Below are 18,296 nucleotides of genomic sequence, written 5' to 3'. Positions count from 1 at the left end.
TGGTGTGATGCGTACACACGACGACTCGGCCGGCGACGACTTCCTGAGCCGCCTTCGCGCCGGTGGGCTCACGCTGATGATGGGCATCCGCTGCGGCCGTACCACCGACGTCGTACACATCGCCCGCTCGACGGGGCACCACGCCATCCTGGTCGACCTGGAGCACTCCACCATGTCGACCGACGTGGCTGCCACATTGTGCGGCGCGGCCGACAGCCTGAGCATGACGCCGTTCGTACGCATCCCCGAACGCGAGTACGGCATGATCGGCCGGCTGCTCGACGGCGGAGCGCACGGAATCGTCGCTCCGCGGATCGAGACCGTGGACCAGGCCCGGCTGGTCGCCAGGGCGTGCCGGTTCGCCCCGCGCGGGCAGCGCTCCCAGACCGCCATGGTCCCTCATCTCGGCATGCGGCCCATGCCAGCTGGAACGCTCAATCCCGCGCTCGACAACGCGGTCGTCGTGCAGATCCTGCTCGAGACGCCGGCCGGTATCGCGAACGCGGACGCGATCGCGGCGCTGGACGGCGTTGACATGCTCGCGATCGGCGCCAACGACCTCACCGCCGAACTCGGGGTGCCCGGACAGTACGACGATCCGCGGGTGCGTGAGGCCGTCGCCACGGCGGCGCGGGCATGCAGGCACCACGGAAAGCTGCTGACCGTCGGCGGCGTCGGCGACCAGGCGAGCTTCGAGGCGCTCATCGCCCTCGGCGTCTGCCCCCTTGTGTTGACCGGCATGGACGCCGCCCTGCTCTATCAGGCCGCCAGTGCCACCGCACAGCGAGCGATCGCCGCCCACCAAAGGACATCACCTGGTCACGCTGACAGCGAGGACACATCATGACTCCCGAATTCGCCCGTACCCTGCCGATGCGGCGGGCCGAGACGAACACCAGGCCGCGGTTCGTGCTGCCACCTCGGAGCTGTGACACGCATTTCCACGTGTTCGATCCGGGATATCCCTGTGTGCCGGAGCCGCTCTACACCTTCCCGGACGCAAGCCTGGAGAAATACCTCCGGCTCACAGAATGGCTCGGTATCGAACGCATGGTTCTGGTGCAACCGACCTACTACGGTACGGACAACACGTTGTTGCTCGACGTCCTGCGGAATCTCGGGCGGTGCTGCCGGGGCGTGGTGCGCATCGACGACGACATCGCCGACAGTGAGCTCGATCGCTATCACGAGGCAGGGGTGCGCGCGATCCGGCTCGACCTGTTCGCCCGCGCCTCCTGGCCGCTGGATGATCTCGTCGCCTACATCCAGAAGATGGCGGCCAGGGCGCGACCGCGCGGGTGGCACCTGCAGTTCTACACACCTGGCGCGACCGTGCGGGACCTGTTGGGATTCTTCGGCGACCTCGAGGACACCTTCGTCATCGACCACATGGGATACATGAAGGAGTCCGACGGGCTGACATCTGCCGATTTCGAGCGGCTGCTGAAGATTCTGGACGGCGGAGCATGCCACATCAAACTGTCGGGACCGTACCGGGTGGTGGCGGGCAAGCCGTTGTCTGCCGCCGAACCGATCGGACGCGCACTGGTCGAAGCCCGACCTGACCGGCTCATCTGGGGCTCGGACTGGCCACACCTGCCCGACGGCCAACGTGACACCGGGGAATTGCTGAACCTCCTCGCCGACTGGGCGCCCCCCGAGGGAGACCTTCACCAGATCCTCGTCCGTACACCCGAAAAGCTCTTCTACGCCTCCTGACCCGCGAATCCGCGGGGGCGTCTCCATCGATATTCACCATTACGAAAGGAATCAAAGGTTGCCTTCTCTTGGCCCATTCGACGAGCCAACTCGACCTTTGTACGAAAGGAATCATCATGGTGCAACCCTCGACAGCGTCGCATCCCGGCGACGCGCCGGGCGGCGCTAGCGCGAATAGCGACTGGCGGCTCCGCGCTCCCTTCGCCATTCTGCTCGTCGCCCTCCTGTGGGCAGCGCAACTGGTCAACGCGGCGTCGGTGATCACGGCGACCGCCCAGGCACAGATCGCGCAGTACTTCCACACCACGCAGATCGCGTGGTACAGCCTCATCTACGTCCTGTGCGGGACGTTGCTGTTGCCGTTCGTCGTCAAGCTCGGCGACATGTTCGGCAAGAAGCGCATCATGATCGTCGTGATCGTCATCGGCCTGATCGGCGACGTGATCAGCGCACTCGCCCCCACCTACGCGGTGTTGCTGATCGGGCGGGCGATCTCCGCGTGCTACGTTCCTGTCGCACCGTTGGTCTTCGCCACCGCTCGGGACATCTTCCCCGCGCGCCGGGTCGGAACGGCCACCGGCATCATCGGCGCCACGCTGGGTGCGATCATCGCCGTCGGCCCGCTGATCGCGGGCTTTCTGTTGGACAACGTCGGTTTCCGTGGCGCGATCTGGTTCGTTTCGGCCTGTACCGCGGTGGCGCTCCTGTTGGTCATCGTGCTCGTCCCCGAAACTCCGCGGCGCGCCGCCGGGGGCTTCGACTGGCTCGGCGGGGTCCTGCTGGGCGCGAGCATCATCGCCTTGATGTACGGCGTCAGCCAGGGATCGGTCTGGGGATGGCTGGACGCACGTGTGCTGGCGCTGGCCGGAGGTGCGGTCGTCATCCTGCTCGGCTTCGTCCTCGTCGAGCGAAGAGTCGCGCATCCGTTGCTCGACCTGCCGATGCTGTCACGGCGTGAGGTCGCCACGGTGTTGTCCGCCGGCTCCATCGTCCAGGGCACGGCGTTCGTCGCGGCAGCGATCATGACCGTGGTCATTCCGCTCTACCCGCGGATTCCCGGTGTCTCCGACGGGTTGGGCTGGTCGGCCATGCAGGGTGCGCTCGTCGGCCTGCCGGCAGGTGTCGTGTTGTTCGTCGTCGGCATGGCGGCGGGCGCGTCGACCCGCCGCTTCGACCCTCGGGTTCCCTGGCTGCTCGGCGTCGTGATCACCATGGCGGGGCTTGTTGCGGCGGGCTTCTACCACCACAACGCCGTTCAGATCATCGCCACCGGCATGCTCACCGCGCTGGGTGCCGGCATGGTGTACGCCTGCAACCCGATCCTCATCCTGTCCGCGGTGACGCCCCGCGAACAGGCCCTGGCCAGCGGCATGTCGCTGATGTTGCTCGGTGTGGTGATCACCTTCGTCACCCAGGTGCTGTTCACGGTGCTGGGCAGTCACTCCACCGTCGTGAAGGGCACCGCGCTCTACCTCGATGCCGGCTACCGCAACGGCTACTTCGTCCTCGCCGGATGCGTGCTGATCGGCCTTGTCGTCTCGCTTCTGATCCCGAAGTTGCGCCGACCAGCCGACATCGAAGCCGGAACCGCCGCGGCCGGGTAGTCCCTGCAGCAACTTCAGCGCCTACCCGGGTTGAGTGCTGATCGTCCAGGCGCATCACGTTGGCGGTGGCACCACTGTGCCGCGTACGTCACCGAATCCGAGACGCTCGCCGCCGGCGGCCGGTGCGGTCGCCGAGATCACCACCTCGTCGCCGTCCTCCAGGAACGTGCTGGACCGGCCGCCGACGTCGAGCGGTTCCCGACCACCCCAGCTCAGCTCGATGAACGAGCCTCGTTGGTCTGACTCCGGACCGGAGATCGTGCCCGAGCCGTACAGGTCGCCGGTGCTGGTGGACGCGCCGTTGACGCTCATGTGGGCGAGCATCTGTGCCGGCGACCAGTACATCTCGCGGTACGGCGGGCAGGAGACCAGCTGGCCGTTCCACCGCACCTCGACGTCGATGTGCAGTCCCCACGGGTGTTCCTCACGGAGGTAGGGCAGCGGAACCGGCTCCTGCGGTGGTCGCGACACCCGGGCCGCGTCCAGCGCGAGCATGGGCACCACCCACGGCGAGATCGAGGTGGCGAAGCTCTTGCCCAGGAACGGACCCAGCGGGACGTACTCCCAGGCCTGGATGTCGCGGGCCGACCAGTCGTTGACCAGGACAGCGCCGAAGACCCGCTCGGCGAACTCGCCGACCGGCACGGGCCTGCCGAGCGGCGACGGCGTGCCGACGACGAAGCCCAGCTCGGCCTCGATGTCCAGACGCCGGCAGGGGCCGAAGACCGGCGAGTCACTGTCCGGCGTCTTGTACTGCCCGCAGGGCCGGACGATGTCGGTGCCCGACACCACGACGGTCCCGGCGCGGCCGTGGTAGCCGACCGGCAGGTGCTTCCAGTTCGGCAGCAGCGGCGGCGAGTCAGGGCGGAACATCCGGCCGATGTTGGCGGCATGGTGCTCGGAGGCGTAGAAGTCGACGTAGTCGGCGACCTCGATCGGCAGGTGCATCCGGACGTCGGAGACCGGGTGGACGGCGGAATCAGCTACCTCGCCCGTCGCCAGGTCGGTGACCCGCCGGCGAACCTCCACCCAGCGGTCGATTCCCTGCGCCATGAAGGCGTTCAAGGACGGTCGGGCGAACACGTCGTCGTCCAGCGCCACCGCGAGGTCGAGCACGTGGTCTGCGACCCGCATGCCCACGCGCGGGGCTTCCCCGGGCATGGAGAACACGCCATAGGGCAGGTTGGCCAGCCCGAAGAGCGAACCCTCCGGGATCGGGATCTTGCTCATCTGGGGACTCCGGCACCGACGCGAACCAGTCCGAGCTCCACGAGGTCCTCGACAGGCTCGCGGATGCTGCAGGTGCCGAACGACAGGAAGCGCGCTCGAACCGCCGCGACTGCATCACCGTCCAAGCCGGCGATCCGTCGGGCGATCGTGCCGGCATCGCGTTCGGCCAGCACCGTGGCCAGTGCCTGCGCACCGGCCCCACGCAGAGCCGCATCGACGGCGAGCAGCAGGTTGAGGAAGCCGTGCTGCTCGAACCCCGTTGCCAGGTCGGTGTTGCGTACGCCGTGATGCAGTCCGGCGGTCGCCTTGAACGGCACGCCGGCGTCAACCAATGCCGTGATCCGCCCGGCGAGCTCGGCTTCGCCAGGATAGAGGTCTGCGCTCATCCCGCCGGTGCGAAGCTTGGCTCGGTAGCCGTGCCGCGCGCATTCGGCGATGGAATCACCTACGCGGTCGTCTCTCGGGATCTCGACGAACACCGCCGTGTTCGGGCAGGCATCCAGCGTCCGCTCGAGCGCGGCGAAGACCTTCACCGTTTCGTACGCCTCCGGCATGGCGACCTCGAGCGCATCCAGGCGTACCGGCAACGCGGCGAAGCCGGCCAGCACGGACGGCACCAGTCGCGGCCACGCAGGTAGCGTGACAGCAAGATCGAGCCGCTCAGCATGGTCGAGCCGGTCGGCCGGGTCCAGCAGAGTGCGGAGCTCGGAGAGGGCGTCGGCGGGCACCACGAGTGGACCGACCAACCCGCCGTAGCGGGCCTTCCGGTGCCGCAGATGCGCGGGCACGGCGTCGCGAAGCGGCATCCGGCCGGGCGGGAAGACGGCAGCGTCGTCACACAGGCGGGCGAACAACGCTGGAATCATGGAGTCACTCGTCATTGCGGACCCCGGCCGGCCCAGGTCCAGGCGTAGCGGCCGTCGTCGCTGGCGATGCCGGCCTCGCCCAGCTCGAGGGGCCGGAACGTGTCGACCATGACGGCGAGCTCGTCGACCTGGTGGACTCCAAGCGATGCCTCGATCGCGCCCGGCTGCGGGCCGTGGGCGTAACCGCCCGGGTGGAGTGAGATCGACCCGAGCCCGATCCCCGAGCCCTTGCGCGCGGCGTAGTCCCCGCCGACGTAGAACATCACCTCGTCGGAGTCGACGTTCGAGTGGTAGTAGGGCACCGGGATCGCCAGCGGGTGGTAGTCGACCTTACGCGGGACGAAGCTGCACACCACGAAGTTCGTGCCCTGCCAGGTCTGGTGCACGGGCGGCGGCTGATGCACCCGGCCGGTGATCGGCTCGAAGTCGGCGACGTTGAACGTGTACGGATACAGGCAACCGTCCCACCCGACCACATCGAACGGGTGGGTCGCATACACCATCCTCGTGCCGAGGATGCCGGACGGTCCCGCGCCCCGATGCTTGACCAGCACCTCCACGTCGGTGCCCTCACACACCAACGGCTCGGCAGGGCCACGCAGGTCGCGCTCGCAGAACGGAGCATGCTCGAGGAACTGCCCGAACCGCGACAGGTACCTCGCCGGCGCCCCGATGTGGGAGTTCGCCTCGATGCAGTACGCCTGAAGCGGCGCGTGGCCTTCCAGGACCCAGCGATGCGTGGTGGCCCGCGGGATGATCACGTAGTCACCCGGCCCCACGTCCAGCACGCCGAACACCGTCTCGACCGTCGCCGTGCCTGCCTCGACATAGACACACTCGTCACCGACGGCATTGCGGTAACACGGCGAGGGTTGCCCTGCCCACACGTAGCTGATGCGTACATCCGCATTCCCCAGCACCAGCCGCCGGCCGGTCACTGGATCCAACGCCTTCCACTCGGCGTTCTCGAACAGCCCATGCAGCTTCAGATGTCGCGGCACCAACGGGTGGTTCGGCCGGGTCGCAAGATCCCCCATCTCCCACGGTTGCGAGTCGACGATCGCCGACGGTACGCCCACGTGGTAGAGCAACGACGAATCCGAGGAGAACCCCTCCTCACCCATCAACTCCTCGCGAAGCAGTGACCCGTCCGGCTGACGAGCCTGCGTGTGCCGCTTCGCCGGCACGTCGCCAACCCGGCTGTAGTACGGCATCAGAGGTTCCCTCGCTTCGCCTGCTCGCGTTCGATCGCCTCGAAGAGGGCCTGGAAGTTCCCCTTGCCGAATCCGAGCGAGCCGTGTCGCTCGATGAACTCGAAGAAGACCGTGGGCCGGTCGCCGAGCGGCTTGGTGAAGATCTGGAGCAGATACCCGTCCTCGTCCCGGTCGACCAGGATGTGCCGGGAGCGCAGCTCCTCGATCGGCACGCGGACCTCGCCGATCCGGGCGTGCAGCTGCGGGTCGGTGTAGTAGGAGTCCGGAGTCTCCAGGAACTCCACACCCCGCGCGCGTAGCGTGTCGACGGTGGTGAGGATGTCGTTGGTGGCAAGGGCGAGGTGCTGGACCCCCGGGCCGCCGTAGAACTGCAGGTACTCATCGATCTGGGAGCGCCCCTTACCGACGGCGGGTTCATTGAGCGGAAACTTCACCCGACGGTTGCCGCTGGCCACCACCTTGCTCATCAGCGCGGAGTACTCGGTGGCGATGTCGTCGCCGATGAACTCCGCCATGTTGGTGAAGCCCATGACCCGGTTGTAGAACCGCACCCACTCGTCCATGGCGCCGAGTTCGACGTTGCCGACCACATGGTCGAGCGCCTGGAACAGCCGCTTCCGACCGCCGGCGGGCCGGACCAGGGTGGAAGCCCTGGCGACATAACCGGGCAGGTAGGACCCGGTGTAGTGGGAGCGGTCGACCAACGTGTGCCTCGTCTGGCCGTACGCGGCGATGACCGCCAGTCGTACGCTGCCGTGCTCGTCACTCACGTCGTGGGGTTCGGCGAGCACCGTGGCACCCTGACTCCGGGCGTGGGTGATGCACGCGTCGACGTCGGGCACCTCGAGGGCGATGTCCACGACGCCGTCACCGTGCTGGCGATGGTGGTCGGCCAACGGGCTCGCCGGATCGGCGGCGCCGTTGACCACGAAGCGGACCGCGCCGCTGCGCAGGACGTAGGACCGGTGCTCGCGGTTGCCGGTCTCCGGGCCGGAGTAGGCGATGAGCTCCATGCCGTAGACGGCCTGGAAGAACAAGGCGGCCTGGGTGGCGTTGCCCACGATCCACGTCACCGCATCCCAGCCGGTGACGGGGAACGGGTCGCCATCGGCGTCATAGTCGACGAGGCCGACGAGCTCCCGAAGCTGGTCGAGATCGAGTTCGGCGAGTCGCTCGCCGCTGGTCAACGTCTGGTCAATGGTCATTGCGCGGCCCTCCGGGACGGCGATGTGCTGGCGCAATGAATAGTCAGTCGGCATGGGCCAGGCAAGGTGGCGCATTTGTGCTGGCTGGTTTGCCCTCTTTCCGACCTGGCCAGCCGAGTTGGCTGTACATATTGCCCAGCTGTCGGATCGTCGCCACGGCCGTCACCGACGAGGGCTGTCCTGATCGTCGGCTTCGAAGGAGACCACGGTCGCCAGCAGTGCGCGAAGACACGTCGTCAGATGAGCCTGTAGCGTCGCGGCGCTCATCTCGGCCAGGGCGCCGGCGCGCGCGATGTAGCGGCTGAACGTCACGCCGATCAGCAACGACGCCATGAACGGCGCCACGGCATCGGTCGCCTCCTCGCCCAGGATCTCGCGGTAGACCTCGGACGTGCTGCGCTGCATGGCCTCGAGCAAACGTCCGGATGCGTTGTCGTCGACGACGGCACTGCGGAGCAGGGCCAGGAGCGGGTCGGTCCCGGCAGACGTTTCCATCCGTCGTACGTATCCGGCCGCGAGCCGCTCGGGAAGCGTTTCCAGCGGGCCCGCCGCGTCGTCGGCGAGGTCACGGGTGCCAGGGACCGCGGCGAGGAACAGTTGCTCCTTGGTCCCGAAGTGGCGGACGACGAGACCGTGAGTCACTCCGGCGCGCCGCGCGATTTCGCGCAGGGTCGCCTGCTGATACCCACGCTCGGCGAAGACCTTTGCCGCGGCTGCCAGGATCGCCTCACGATTGAACTCGGGGTCGCGCCTATGGCGGCGCTGCGCGGCCGCGCCTTGCTGGCTCATGTCAGTGAAGGTACCGGCGTACGCGACCAGACTCGGGCAGGCTGCCTTCTCCTGATTAATGACCATCTGGACATTACGGCGACATGCGCCCTACACTCTGCTGACCGCATGGTCATTACGGACCGCCCGGGTCCCGAGAACCTGAGCTGAGCCAACGACCCGGAGCGCGGCGAGGAGGTGAGTCATGGCTCGTCATCTCACGGCGGAGAACAGCGCGATGGTGCTGATCGACTACGCGATCGGCTTCGCGACCATGTTCCGTTCGCAGGCGACCGCCGACAACGTCAACAACGCGACGGCTCTGGCGAAGATCGCACGCATCTACGGCCTGCCGCTCATCGTCACCAACGGACCCGATGACGCACCGGCGGGCCCGCTGTATCCGGAGCTCACGGCGGCGCTGGGCGACCACACCTTCATCGAACGGTACGGGGAGTTCGACGCCTTCGACCGGGAGGAGTTCGCCACCGCTGTGCAGGCGACCGGGCGGCGGCGACTGGTGATGGCCGGCCTGATGACCGAAGGCTGCCTGTTGGCGACCGTGTTGACCGCCCTGGATCTCGGCTTCGAGGTCTTCGTCGTCGAGGACGCATCGGCGGGCGAGACGCGGGGGACGCACGAGACGGCGGTGCAGCGCATGATCCAGGCGGGTGCCCGCCCGGTCACCTGGTTGAGCCTGGCATCGGAGTACCAACGCAGCTGGTCCAACGAAAAGACCTCCGCGGCGTTCGGCGAGCTGCTGAGCCAGCACAATCCGGCGTTTGCACTGCACTACGCCCACGAGAACCATCTGCGGCCGCCGTCGCCGACGGCCCTCTGACCCAGCAGTGCCCACCGGGCGACTACTGCGCCCGACTCCACCACCGCGGGGAGGATCGATGGAGATCGAACGCCGCACCGCCGCAAACACCGCGATCGTGCTCATCGACTACGTGACTGGTTTCGCGAACATGATCGGGTCACAGACGATCGACCAGAATGTCGCCGGCGCCCGTGCGCTTGCGCAGACGGCGATGGCGTTTGGCGTTCCTCTTGTCGTCACCATGGGACCCCGACGGGATCCGCGCGGTGTCCTCTACCCGGAGGTGGCAGAGGTGATCGGCGAGCATCCGGTCGTCTACCGCCAGGGATCCTTCGACGCCTTCGCCTATCCCGGCTTCGAGGAGGCGGTCAGTGCGACCGGCGTCAGGCACCTCGTCCTCGCAGGGCTGATGACCGATGGATGCGTGCTGCAGACCGGCCTCACCGCGCTCCGCCGTGACTACGGCGTAACGCTTGTCGTCGACGCCACCGCGAGTGGAACCGAGGTCGCCCAGCAGGCAGCCATCAGCAGGCTCACCGCTCTCGGGGTGACCCTCACGACGTGGCTGTCCTTTGCCGCCGAGCTGCAGGTCAGTTATGACAACACCGAGACGCTCGCGGAGTTCCGCAAGATCCAGGCGAACTCGCCGAGCTATGCAAAGCTTCAGGTCACGCTGGCCGGGACGCTCAGCCGCGCCAGTGGGTGCAAGCCCTGAGATGATGCTGCGATGGCCGATATGACCATCGACGACTTCACGCCATCGCTGTTGGATGCCGCCGATCGCCAGCGATCCGGCATCGGGACCGCGCTCATCAATGCGCTGGAGGTGCGTTTATCCGGTGTAGAGCAGCTGTATCTCCTCACCGCACGCGAGAGCCCTGCGCACCGGTTCTATGAGCACTGTGGCTTCCGGTCTGCTCGCCGTCAGGGTGTGATGGTCAAACGGTTGGTGGGCACCACCCAGGAGTGAGGGGTGGACGTTCCTCGCTGGGAGGCGTCGAGGAACTGGGGCGTGATGCCCCTGGCGGCCAAGGCCCCGGCATCGCGGGTCTGGCTCGTCCTCGCCGACGGTGACCTCACGAATGTCAATCCTGCCAGGTCCTGGCGCGCATGGATGGCGCCCTTGGTCCGCGTCGGGAGGGGTCCCGGGCCGACTGCTGTGCACTAGGTCATCGTTCCGCGTGGGCGGGCGGCAGCCAACTGGCGGCGATGGAGCACAGATGGGGAGGGCCTGATGCGAAGTCCGTTACGAAAGCCGGCCGGGGTCCTTGCGGCGGCCGTGCTGGTGGCGACGGCGGCCTGCAGTGGTGAGGCGATTCGAGACGACCGCGGCGACGCCGACGGCACTCCAGGGGCACGAAGTACGCGTGGCCTGGGCTTCAGCGGTGATCCGAAAGTCCGGCCGGCATTGGCGTTCGAGCGCAGGCCGGCGCACGTCATCCCGTTCGGCCCGATGGAGCATCCGCCGGTCACCCTGTACGGGCGGGCCGTCTGGATCGCCGACGAAGCCGGCGTGACGGCAGTGGACGTGACCACTGGCAGGACCATCACCCGCGTCAAGCCCAGGCACAAACCGTTGTACGAGGCACATCAGCCTCAACGCCTGACCAAGGACGAGGGCGAGTACCTGCAGTACCGCGTTCTGCCCCCGCAGGTGGCGCAGATCAACGGCGCACCGGCTGTGCTCGCCATCGTCCCCGTCGAGCTCGGGACCCGGAACGGAGGCGCGCCGCAGAACGGGTTCGAGGTGATCGCGGTGCGGGCTGCCGACGCCAAGGTGATCTGGCGGCTGCCCGTCGACATCGACGGCGAGCCGGACGGCCGGCTGGGTGCGTCTGTGTGGCGACCTCCGTACCACGGTATGGCGGCCGTTCAGTGGACCGTGGACGGCGGCCTGCGGGGCACCTTCGCGATCGCGCTGGAGAAGCCGCGCCTGCTGTGGCAGCGTACGGACTTCGAGCTGATCGACGGCTACCAGCAGGCCCTGGTCGGCTTCCGCGACAACGGCGACGACACGTACACGATCGCGGGGGCAAGCCTCGCAGACGGCCGCGACCTGTGGAACCTGTCGGAGCTGTCCGGCGAGATCTCAGCCGGTGGCCGGTACGACGAGAGCTATGGCGGCGGGCCGTGGAGTCTCGTCGACGACGACGCTCTTGGCGCCAGGCTGGTGGAGATCGCGACCGGTGACACCGCCCTGTCCGAGAAGACCGGCTTGAACGCCGACATGACGTGCGGCATGCGTGAAGGCGGCAGTGCCGTGCTGTGCGCGTCGAAGAAGGCTGGTGCCCTGGCGTTGGACGTCGGCACCGGCGACGTGCTGTGGGAACGCGCGCCCGGCACCGGGCCGGACGCCTGGAGCGGCACGGTCTCGACGATCACCAAGGACTACGCGTACGTCGACCGCTCCGATGGGCCGGTCGTCATCGACGTCCGTTCCGGAAAGGTCGTCGGTGCCGACTCCGGCATCGTTCCCGATCGGGCCAACGCCTACGCGGGGCTCGTCTTCACCGGCACCGACATCGAGATCCACCTCCCCCGCAGCTAGCCCGGCGCTGAACTGCTCGCACCGCCTCGGTGCGGGACGTGGAATGGAAGGAGAGCCATCGTGAGGTCGCGACTTGTCGGCGTCATCGCCCTGGTGCTCGGTGTGCTGCTGTCGGCTCTGGCCACGTTGCCCGCTGCCGCGGACCCAGCCGATCCGTACAGCGATGTCCCGCGGAATCGGATGTACGAACGCGCGAGCGAGCGGGAGCTCTGGGCGAAGCGGGTGCGCGACGGCAGGGCCTCCGGTAATCCGGGTGAGGCGAGGAAGCACGCCGCGGTCAACTATGCCGCGGTCTGGTGGCGGATCACCGGCTACGACGACGACACCATCCGCCGGTTGCGGTGGTTCGCGAAGTGGAACGAGAGGAACCGTTCGCGCACCAGGACAGAGCCGCCGCTCGTGGACATCACGATCATGACCGCGAAGGAGCTGCGGCGCGACAACCGTGCGCTGTACGACGAGCTCGTCGAACGCGGTATGCGCGACGATGATGTCGTCTCTCAGATGGTGACCAGGAGCACCCCGCCCAAGAAGGGAGAACGCGGCTATCACGCCGAGGAGATCCTGCTCCGCCTGCGGTACAACCTCGAGTATTTCGACGCGCAGCTCGAACGCAGGGGTGTCGAGGAGATCGACCAGGAATTCCTGGAGGAGATAGGCGAGGATCTGCGGCCGCGCTCGGGAATCGTGTCCACGCCCAGGGATCTCATCTACGGTGTCACCGAGCGGGAGCCCTGCAGCTATTCGGGCTCGCCGGCCTGCCACCGATACTCCGATCTCCTGGACCACATGGTGCCCTACGGCGAGAAGATGGAACGACGGGCGGCCCAAGGCGACCTGGCGCGCATCCTGCAACGAACGGCGCAAGAAAACGTGGCACGGCTCATCACCACGACCTACGTCCGAGATGAGGTCACCAAGGCACGTCGTCCCTTCCAGCCGGCCGAGCTTCCCGGCAGGCGCTATGACTACGAAGGAGACGACCCCAGGCGGGACCCGCCAGGGCTCGAACGAATGCTGGACCCCGCTCACCAGGACAGCGGCGGCATCGACTTCTCCAACCTGGAGCTGCGGTACATGGCAGAGGACTCGTCCTCAGGAACGAAGGACGGTGTGCGGTATGCGTTCAGCGGCGAGCCAGGTGGATCGACGGACACCCGGAGCGCCTTGGCCGGTGCGCGAAGCGTCAATACCGCGTCCGATGCGTTCTTCGTGTGGCTGGCATTGCCGGAGTCCAGCTTCTGGGTCAATCTCAATCCGAACGAGCCCCACCGCATTGTCGGCCACCAACTGGACAAGACGGACGTCGGCCGGATCATGCTTGACGCCGACCTGCAACTGAAGAAGACGGTGGGCACGCTGATTCACCCCGATTCCCCACAGGGCAAGCAGTTCTGGAGGAGCCTGCAGGGCTACAACGGCGAACGCTGCTTCTCCCACCGGGTATGGATCACGCCGAAGCCCGCAAAGATCTATAACGAGAACGGCGAGCTGTACATCATCGACGCCCCGCTGGATGTGCAGATGGAGCAGGAGTACATCCAGAACGTGGGGACCGGCAAGTACCAGGGCTGCCCGTATCAGCCGGAGGCGATCGAGAACCACAACGCGGACATGTATCGCCGGCTGGTTCTGCCCCGGCTCATCGATTCGGTGAACACCGCGCCGGAGTACGCCGCGTTGCGGCAGATCTACCTCAGCCGGATCGCCGCCGAGTGGTACCGGGAACGCAGCAGAACGCATGCGATGGAACTCACCAACCTGATCGACAGCGGCGATGTCGCACGCTGGCCGGCGGCTGAGAGCTGGACCCCGAAGGACACCTACAGCCGCTATCTCCGGTCGTACACAAAAGGCGAGTTCCACACCCCGTCGTACACCTATGGCGGCGTCATCCTCACCGATGTGGCGAAGCAGAAGGTCACCAGGGCAGAGTTCGAGCGCAGTTGGCCCGGCGCGCGAACGGCCGTCACCAAGGCGCTGAACGGCGAGTCCACCGAGGCGGCCAGGGGTCAGATCTGGTTCGGCGGCACCTCGACCGAACCCACGAAACAGCGACCGCAGCCGACCACGGGCGCGCAACCAGTCAACGGCATCGGCTGGCCGCCGCACCTGGTACAGGTCCTGCTGCTCGCGCTGGCAAGCGCCGCCCTGCCGCTTGCGATCGTCATCTGGCGACGGCGAACGCGAGCCGGCCACCCGCCAGGGCTGACAGGCGGAGAGTCCACTCTTACCTGAATTCACGATTCCCTGTATCGTCGCCTCCATGGTGACTGCCGCGACCGACATCGACGTGCTCGCCCGCTTCGGCCGGGCGATGGCAGATCCGATTCGTTGCCGGCTGCTGCTGGCGCTGCGGGAGGCCCCGTCCTATCCGGCCGACCTTGCCGACGTCCTCGGGATCAGCAGGACCAGGCTGTCCAACCACTTGGCCTGTCTGCGTGGCTGTGGTCTGGTCGTGGCCGTCCCGGCCGGTCGACGGGTCCGCTACGAACTCGCCGACCCTCGGCTGGGTCACGCCATCGATGACCTGCGCTCGACCGTGTTGGCTGTTGCCGCCGACCAGGCCTGCACCGACACCACGACGGAGCCATCCCCGGCCGCGCTGAGGCGGTACCGCTGATGGCCTCCGCTGTCACCGCGGCGCTGACCGAGCGGCGCCGGAGCCAACTCACCAGCCGGGTCCGCTGGCTGGTCGCCGCCACCATCAGCTACAACGTCGTCGAGGCCGCAGTGGCGCTCACCGCTGGAACGATCGCCTCGTCGACCGCGCTGATCGGGTTCGGGCTGGACTCGGTGATCGAGGTTTCCTCCGCCGCCGCCGTGGCCTGGCAGTTCTCCGCCCGGGACCATGCCGTCCGTGAAGCGCGGGAACGCCGCACGCTGCGGATCATCGCGATCTCGTTCTTCGCCCTGGCGGCGTACGTCACCGTCGATGCCGTCCGCGCCCTCACCGGCGGCAGCGAGGCCCAGCCCTCCGTGCCCGGAATCGTTCTCGCCGCCCTCTCGGTAGTGATCATGCCGGTCCTGTCACTGGCCCAGCGACGTACCGGACGCGAACTCGGCTCTGTCTCGGCCGTCGCGGACTCCAAGCAGACCCTGCTGTGCAGCTACCTCTCCGCCGTCCTGCTCACCGGCCTCGTACTCAACAGCACACTTGGTTGGTCCTGGGCCGACCCGCTCGCCGCTCTCGCCATCGCCGCGGTGGCCGGCAAGGAAGGCTGGGAAGCCTGGCACGGCAAGGGCTGCTGCACCGCAGCCGGAGTCACGACCTCACCCGGCGCCCACCAACCAGGGCAGTCATGCACCTGTGCACCCGGCTGCGACTGCTCGTGACACCTGAGCTAGCGCGAAACCCTGCCAGCTTCTGGACGTAAGACATGGGGCGTCGACGTCATTCTGGCTGGCCTCGCGTCCAGGAGGACTTCGCCTCCGCGGCGATGCCGCGGGCGTTCTGGGCGTACGACTTCTCCGGCTCCCTGGCCGCGGCGGCATCGAGGACTGCGGGGTCGACGTGGATGGGCACGTCAGTGACGAGTGCGAGGTTGAGGGCGTCGCTGGGCCGGGCATCGACGGTGACGCCGCCTTCGAGAACGGCCTGGGCGTAGAAGACCTTGTAGGTGGCGAAGTCCTTCTCGGTCAACTGGGTGATGCGGACCTCACGGAGCCGGCCGCCGGTTGCGTCGACGAGAGCGGCGGCGAACTGGTACGCGGTAGGTCTCGGCAGCTCGACGTCTTCCAGACTGAGCGCCAGTGCGGCCGCCTCGGCCCGACCGATCCAGATGGGCAACTGCCGTTGCCCGTCGACCTCGGTGAGCAGGACTATGTGCCGATCGGGCGGGGTCTCCTTGACGACGTCGGTGACCCGCATGGGGACGAGTTGGCTCCCGGTCTCGGACATGGTGAGCTGTTCCTCTCTGGGGATGGCAAGTCGCTGCCGGAGCGAAGCGCGCGCTTTGTGCAGGAGGGTCTTCACCGCACCTACAGGGATGTCGAGGTGGGCGGCCACCTCGGCCTGAGTGAGGCCGGCGAGGTAGAACAACGTCACTGCATCGCGTTGGCCGGCAGGAAGGGTGGCGACAGCGGCCCGTACCCGGTGAGCGGCCTCGGCGGCCTCGGCGAGCTCCTCCGGACCGGGGTCCTGCTCGACGGGCTCCGGCATCCGTCGCCCGCTGGCCAGGACATCCAGGGAGTACGCCGGACGGCTCTCGGTCTGAAGGTGCCTGCGGCACAGGTTGAGCCCGATCCCAGCAAGCCACGGCCCGAAGCGGTCGTCACGGCGCAGCCGCCTCAAGGCGAGCATGGCGGCGACGACCGCCTCCTGCGCCATGTCTACGGCCAGGTCGTGGTCGCCGAGCATCCGGGCGCACAGGGCCCGTACCAGCGGATAGTGCCGGGCTACCAGCGCTGCGAACGCGTCCTTGTCGCCGTCACGGGCGGCGGCCACAAGTCCGATTTCATCCCACGCCAGAGGCCGGTCCATCGATGCGATCACCTCCGCCGACGTGTCCTCACTGGTGGGTAGTCACGTGGCGGCCGTCGCAGGTTACCCGGCCGGACAGATCCCGATCTTGAACGCGGCTGCCCGAGGAAGTTGCTTGACGAGGCCTGTTCGGCGCTCACCCGAGCGTGAGCTATCACGTTGGCGGGGAGAGATCGGCAGGCCGCAGCGTGCGAGCTGAGCCGGGACCGGTCTCGAGCCGCCGAGGTTAGTGTGAACACCATGCCCGCATGTGACATCTGCGATGCGCCACCCGGTCCGGACGCCAAGCGGTTCACCGCCGATCGGCTGCGTGCGGCCGTGGACTCAGGTTACCGGCCCGCCGCGGTCATCGAGCACTACCGGAGCCTGGCTGGCAGGCTCGGCCTCGACCTGGGCGACGACCACTGGTACGGCGAGTGGGTCGCGCAGGTGCGCCAGGACCGGACCGACTGGTTGCTGTGCCAGTCCTGCTGGACCGGACTCGAGGCACACCTGGAGCGGCCGGACACCGGGCAGTTCGCCGGCGCGCCGCCGGTGTACCCGTCAGCGTCCCCGCCGCGGCGACGCTGGTTCGGCCGCTGGCGGCGGTAACGGTAACTCGACCGCCGCGTACAGGACACAAGATGTCCCGTACGCCTGCCACACTCTGAACCCACTCGCCCAGTCCCAGGGGTGAACGGGGAGGAGCGACGGCGGAAGGGGAAGGCATGGCGACGGGCAGTCATCCTGCGGTGGATTGGCTACTGGGCTCGGACGAGCCGGCCATCCGGTTCCTGACACGTCGTGACGTCCTCGGCGAGGCGGTTGACGAGGACGGGAGCGAGATCATGTCCGGTCCGAAGGTGACCGCGCTGTTGTCTGGCCAGCGGGACGACGGCGCGTTCAGGGGTGAACCTGGAATCATTCGCCGCTATCGCGGGAACAGCCGTAGGCCGGAGGATGTCATAGGCGTCGATCACGTGCCGGCCGGCGTTGCCGGCCACTGGAAGTCGACGCAATGGCGGCTGGTCTCGCTGGTCGAGCTTGCCATTCCACCGGGCGAACCCCGTACCGTCGCGGCCGCGAACTACCTCCTGAACGACATTCTCGACCGCCGCCGAAATCGTTTCGGTCCAAAGATCATCAACGGGCTGCCACGCATATGTGTGAACGCGGAGGGAGCCGCACTGGTGATCGGCTCCCGGCTGGGGATGGCTGCCGACCCGCGGGTGCAGCAGATGGCCGAGGCGCTGCTCGACTGGCAGTGGCCCGACGGCGGATGGAACTGTCACCGCAACGCATCCGGGCGCCGCTCCAACTTCCACGAGTCGATCAATGCCGCGTGGGGGCTGCACGAATATGCACAGGCGACAGGCGACACCGCAGCCGCGGCCGCCGCCGACCGGACCGCCGAGCTGTATCTGCAGCATCGCCTGTTCTACAGCCTGGGCACCGGTATCCCCAGCCGCTTCCGACCTCACCCACCGCCGGCCGGTCAGGTGATCAACACGCGTTGGCTCAAGCTGGGCTACCCGTCGTACTGGCACTACGACATCCTGGCGGTGCTGATGTTCCTTGCCAGGATCGGCCGAATCGACGACCCCCGCGCCAGCGACGCGGTCGACCTGCTCGCACGCAAACGCCGACCCGACGGCCTGTGGGCCGCCGACCGACAGTGGTGGACACCTCCCGAGAGCCGCTTCGCCCACCAACACGAGGTCGTCGACTGGGGACGAGCCCACCAGCCCAGCGAGATGATCACCCTCCACGTCCTCCGAATCCTGCGCGCCGCCAGACGCCTGACTCACGTAGGAAGTCCTACGCATCGCGAAAACACCAACCAACCGGCATGAGGTC

18 protein-coding genes are annotated in these 18,296 nt (G+C 67.6%); 12 read left to right on the top strand and 6 right to left on the bottom strand.

Annotated elements, in window-relative coordinates; genetic code table 11:
* Positions 1–7: 7 nt before the first annotated feature.
* The 3 genes from ABNF93_RS15975 to ABNF93_RS15965 all read left to right on the top strand — a co-directional run bounded on the left by ABNF93_RS15975 (position 8) and on the right by ABNF93_RS15965 (position 3,323).
* Positions 8–847: an HpcH/HpaI aldolase family protein gene (locus ABNF93_RS15975; protein ID WP_349328854.1), complete on the top strand. Its 840-nt coding sequence runs from the start codon at positions 8–10 to the stop codon at positions 845–847.
* Positions 844–1,719, top strand: a complete 876-nt coding sequence (locus ABNF93_RS15970) for an amidohydrolase family protein (RefSeq protein ID WP_349328853.1) — start codon at positions 844–846, stop codon at positions 1,717–1,719. The genes ABNF93_RS15975 and ABNF93_RS15970 overlap by 4 nt, the downstream gene beginning before the upstream one ends.
* A gap of 116 nt (positions 1,720–1,835) precedes the next feature.
* Positions 1,836–3,323 (top strand): MFS transporter, encoded by a 1,488-nt coding sequence (locus ABNF93_RS15965; RefSeq protein WP_349328852.1) that lies wholly within the window; start codon positions 1,836–1,838, stop codon positions 3,321–3,323.
* Positions 3,324–3,377: 54 nt separating this feature from the next.
* Here the strand turns inward: ABNF93_RS15965 and fahA are convergent, their stop codons facing one another.
* From fahA to ABNF93_RS15940, 5 genes are all read right to left on the bottom strand, one after another.
* Positions 3,378–4,553 carry a fumarylacetoacetase gene (gene fahA / locus ABNF93_RS15960; RefSeq protein WP_349328851.1) on the bottom strand — a complete coding sequence of 392 codons (1,176 nt, stop codon included), beginning with the start codon at positions 4,551–4,553 and terminating at the stop codon, positions 3,378–3,380.
* Positions 4,550–5,419, bottom strand: coding sequence for a hypothetical protein (locus tag ABNF93_RS15955; protein ID WP_349328850.1), 870 nt, complete (start codon positions 5,417–5,419; stop codon positions 4,550–4,552). Before ABNF93_RS15955 ends, fahA begins: the two co-directional genes overlap by 4 nt.
* Positions 5,420–5,430: 11 nt before the next feature.
* Positions 5,431–6,633 (bottom strand): homogentisate 1,2-dioxygenase, encoded by a 1,203-nt coding sequence (locus ABNF93_RS15950; protein WP_349328849.1) that lies wholly within the window; start codon positions 6,631–6,633, stop codon positions 5,431–5,433.
* Positions 6,633–7,838 (bottom strand): 4-hydroxyphenylpyruvate dioxygenase, encoded by a 1,206-nt coding sequence (gene hppD, locus ABNF93_RS15945; protein WP_349328848.1) that lies wholly within the window; start codon positions 7,836–7,838, stop codon positions 6,633–6,635. Before hppD ends, ABNF93_RS15950 begins: the two co-directional genes overlap by 1 nt.
* A gap of 162 nt (positions 7,839–8,000) precedes the next feature.
* On the bottom strand, positions 8,001–8,627 hold the full coding sequence (locus tag ABNF93_RS15940) for a TetR/AcrR family transcriptional regulator (RefSeq protein WP_349328847.1): 627 nt from the start codon (positions 8,625–8,627) through the stop codon (positions 8,001–8,003).
* 184 nt (positions 8,628–8,811) lie between these two features.
* On the opposite strand from ABNF93_RS15940, the gene ABNF93_RS15935 reads away from it, so the two are divergent.
* The 7 genes from ABNF93_RS15935 to ABNF93_RS15905 all read left to right on the top strand — a co-directional run bounded on the left by ABNF93_RS15935 (position 8,812) and on the right by ABNF93_RS15905 (position 15,313).
* On the top strand, positions 8,812–9,447 hold the full coding sequence (locus ABNF93_RS15935) for an isochorismatase family protein (protein ID WP_349328846.1): 636 nt from the start codon (positions 8,812–8,814) through the stop codon (positions 9,445–9,447).
* A 58-nt stretch (positions 9,448–9,505) separates the two neighbouring features.
* Positions 9,506–10,144, top strand: coding sequence for an isochorismatase family protein (locus ABNF93_RS15930; RefSeq protein WP_349328845.1), 639 nt, complete (start codon positions 9,506–9,508; stop codon positions 10,142–10,144).
* Positions 10,145–10,165: 21 nt separating this feature from the next.
* Positions 10,166–10,399 carry a GNAT family N-acetyltransferase gene (locus ABNF93_RS15925; RefSeq protein ID WP_349328844.1) on the top strand — a complete coding sequence of 78 codons (234 nt, stop codon included), beginning with the start codon at positions 10,166–10,168 and terminating at the stop codon, positions 10,397–10,399.
* Between the two features lie 264 nt (positions 10,400–10,663).
* Positions 10,664–11,977: a hypothetical protein gene (locus ABNF93_RS15920; RefSeq protein ID WP_349328843.1), complete on the top strand. Its 1,314-nt coding sequence runs from the start codon at positions 10,664–10,666 to the stop codon at positions 11,975–11,977.
* 60 nt (positions 11,978–12,037) lie between these two features.
* Positions 12,038–14,215 carry a hypothetical protein gene (locus tag ABNF93_RS15915; RefSeq protein WP_349328842.1) on the top strand — a complete coding sequence of 726 codons (2,178 nt, stop codon included), beginning with the start codon at positions 12,038–12,040 and terminating at the stop codon, positions 14,213–14,215.
* Between the two features lie 28 nt (positions 14,216–14,243).
* Entirely contained in the window at positions 14,244–14,600 is a 357-nt protein-coding gene (locus ABNF93_RS15910) for an ArsR/SmtB family transcription factor (RefSeq protein ID WP_349328841.1), read from the top strand.
* Positions 14,600–15,313, top strand: a complete 714-nt coding sequence (locus tag ABNF93_RS15905; protein WP_349328840.1) for a cation efflux transmembrane domain-containing protein — start codon at positions 14,600–14,602, stop codon at positions 15,311–15,313. The genes ABNF93_RS15910 and ABNF93_RS15905 overlap by 1 nt, the downstream gene beginning before the upstream one ends.
* A 58-nt stretch (positions 15,314–15,371) precedes the next feature.
* On the opposite strand, the gene ABNF93_RS15900 is transcribed toward ABNF93_RS15905, so the two are convergent.
* Entirely contained in the window at positions 15,372–16,460 is a 1,089-nt protein-coding gene (locus ABNF93_RS15900; RefSeq protein ID WP_349328839.1) for a bifunctional nuclease domain-containing protein, read from the bottom strand.
* A 240-nt stretch (positions 16,461–16,700) separates the two neighbouring features.
* On the opposite strand from ABNF93_RS15900, the gene ABNF93_RS15895 reads away from it, so the two are divergent.
* Positions 16,701–17,051, top strand: coding sequence for a hypothetical protein (locus ABNF93_RS15895; protein ID WP_349328838.1), 351 nt, complete (start codon positions 16,701–16,703; stop codon positions 17,049–17,051).
* Positions 17,052–17,167: 116 nt separating this feature from the next.
* Positions 17,168–18,292 carry a hypothetical protein gene (locus ABNF93_RS15890; RefSeq protein ID WP_349328837.1) on the top strand — a complete coding sequence of 375 codons (1,125 nt, stop codon included), beginning with the start codon at positions 17,168–17,170 and terminating at the stop codon, positions 18,290–18,292.
* Positions 18,293–18,296: the final 4 nt, after the last annotated feature.

Origin of the sequence: Actinopolymorpha sp. B9G3, from assembly GCF_040120725.1 — a bacterium.
GTDB lineage: Bacteria > Actinomycetota > Actinomycetes > Propionibacteriales > Actinopolymorphaceae > Thermasporomyces.
This window is presented reverse-complemented; position numbering and strand designations above follow the sequence as displayed.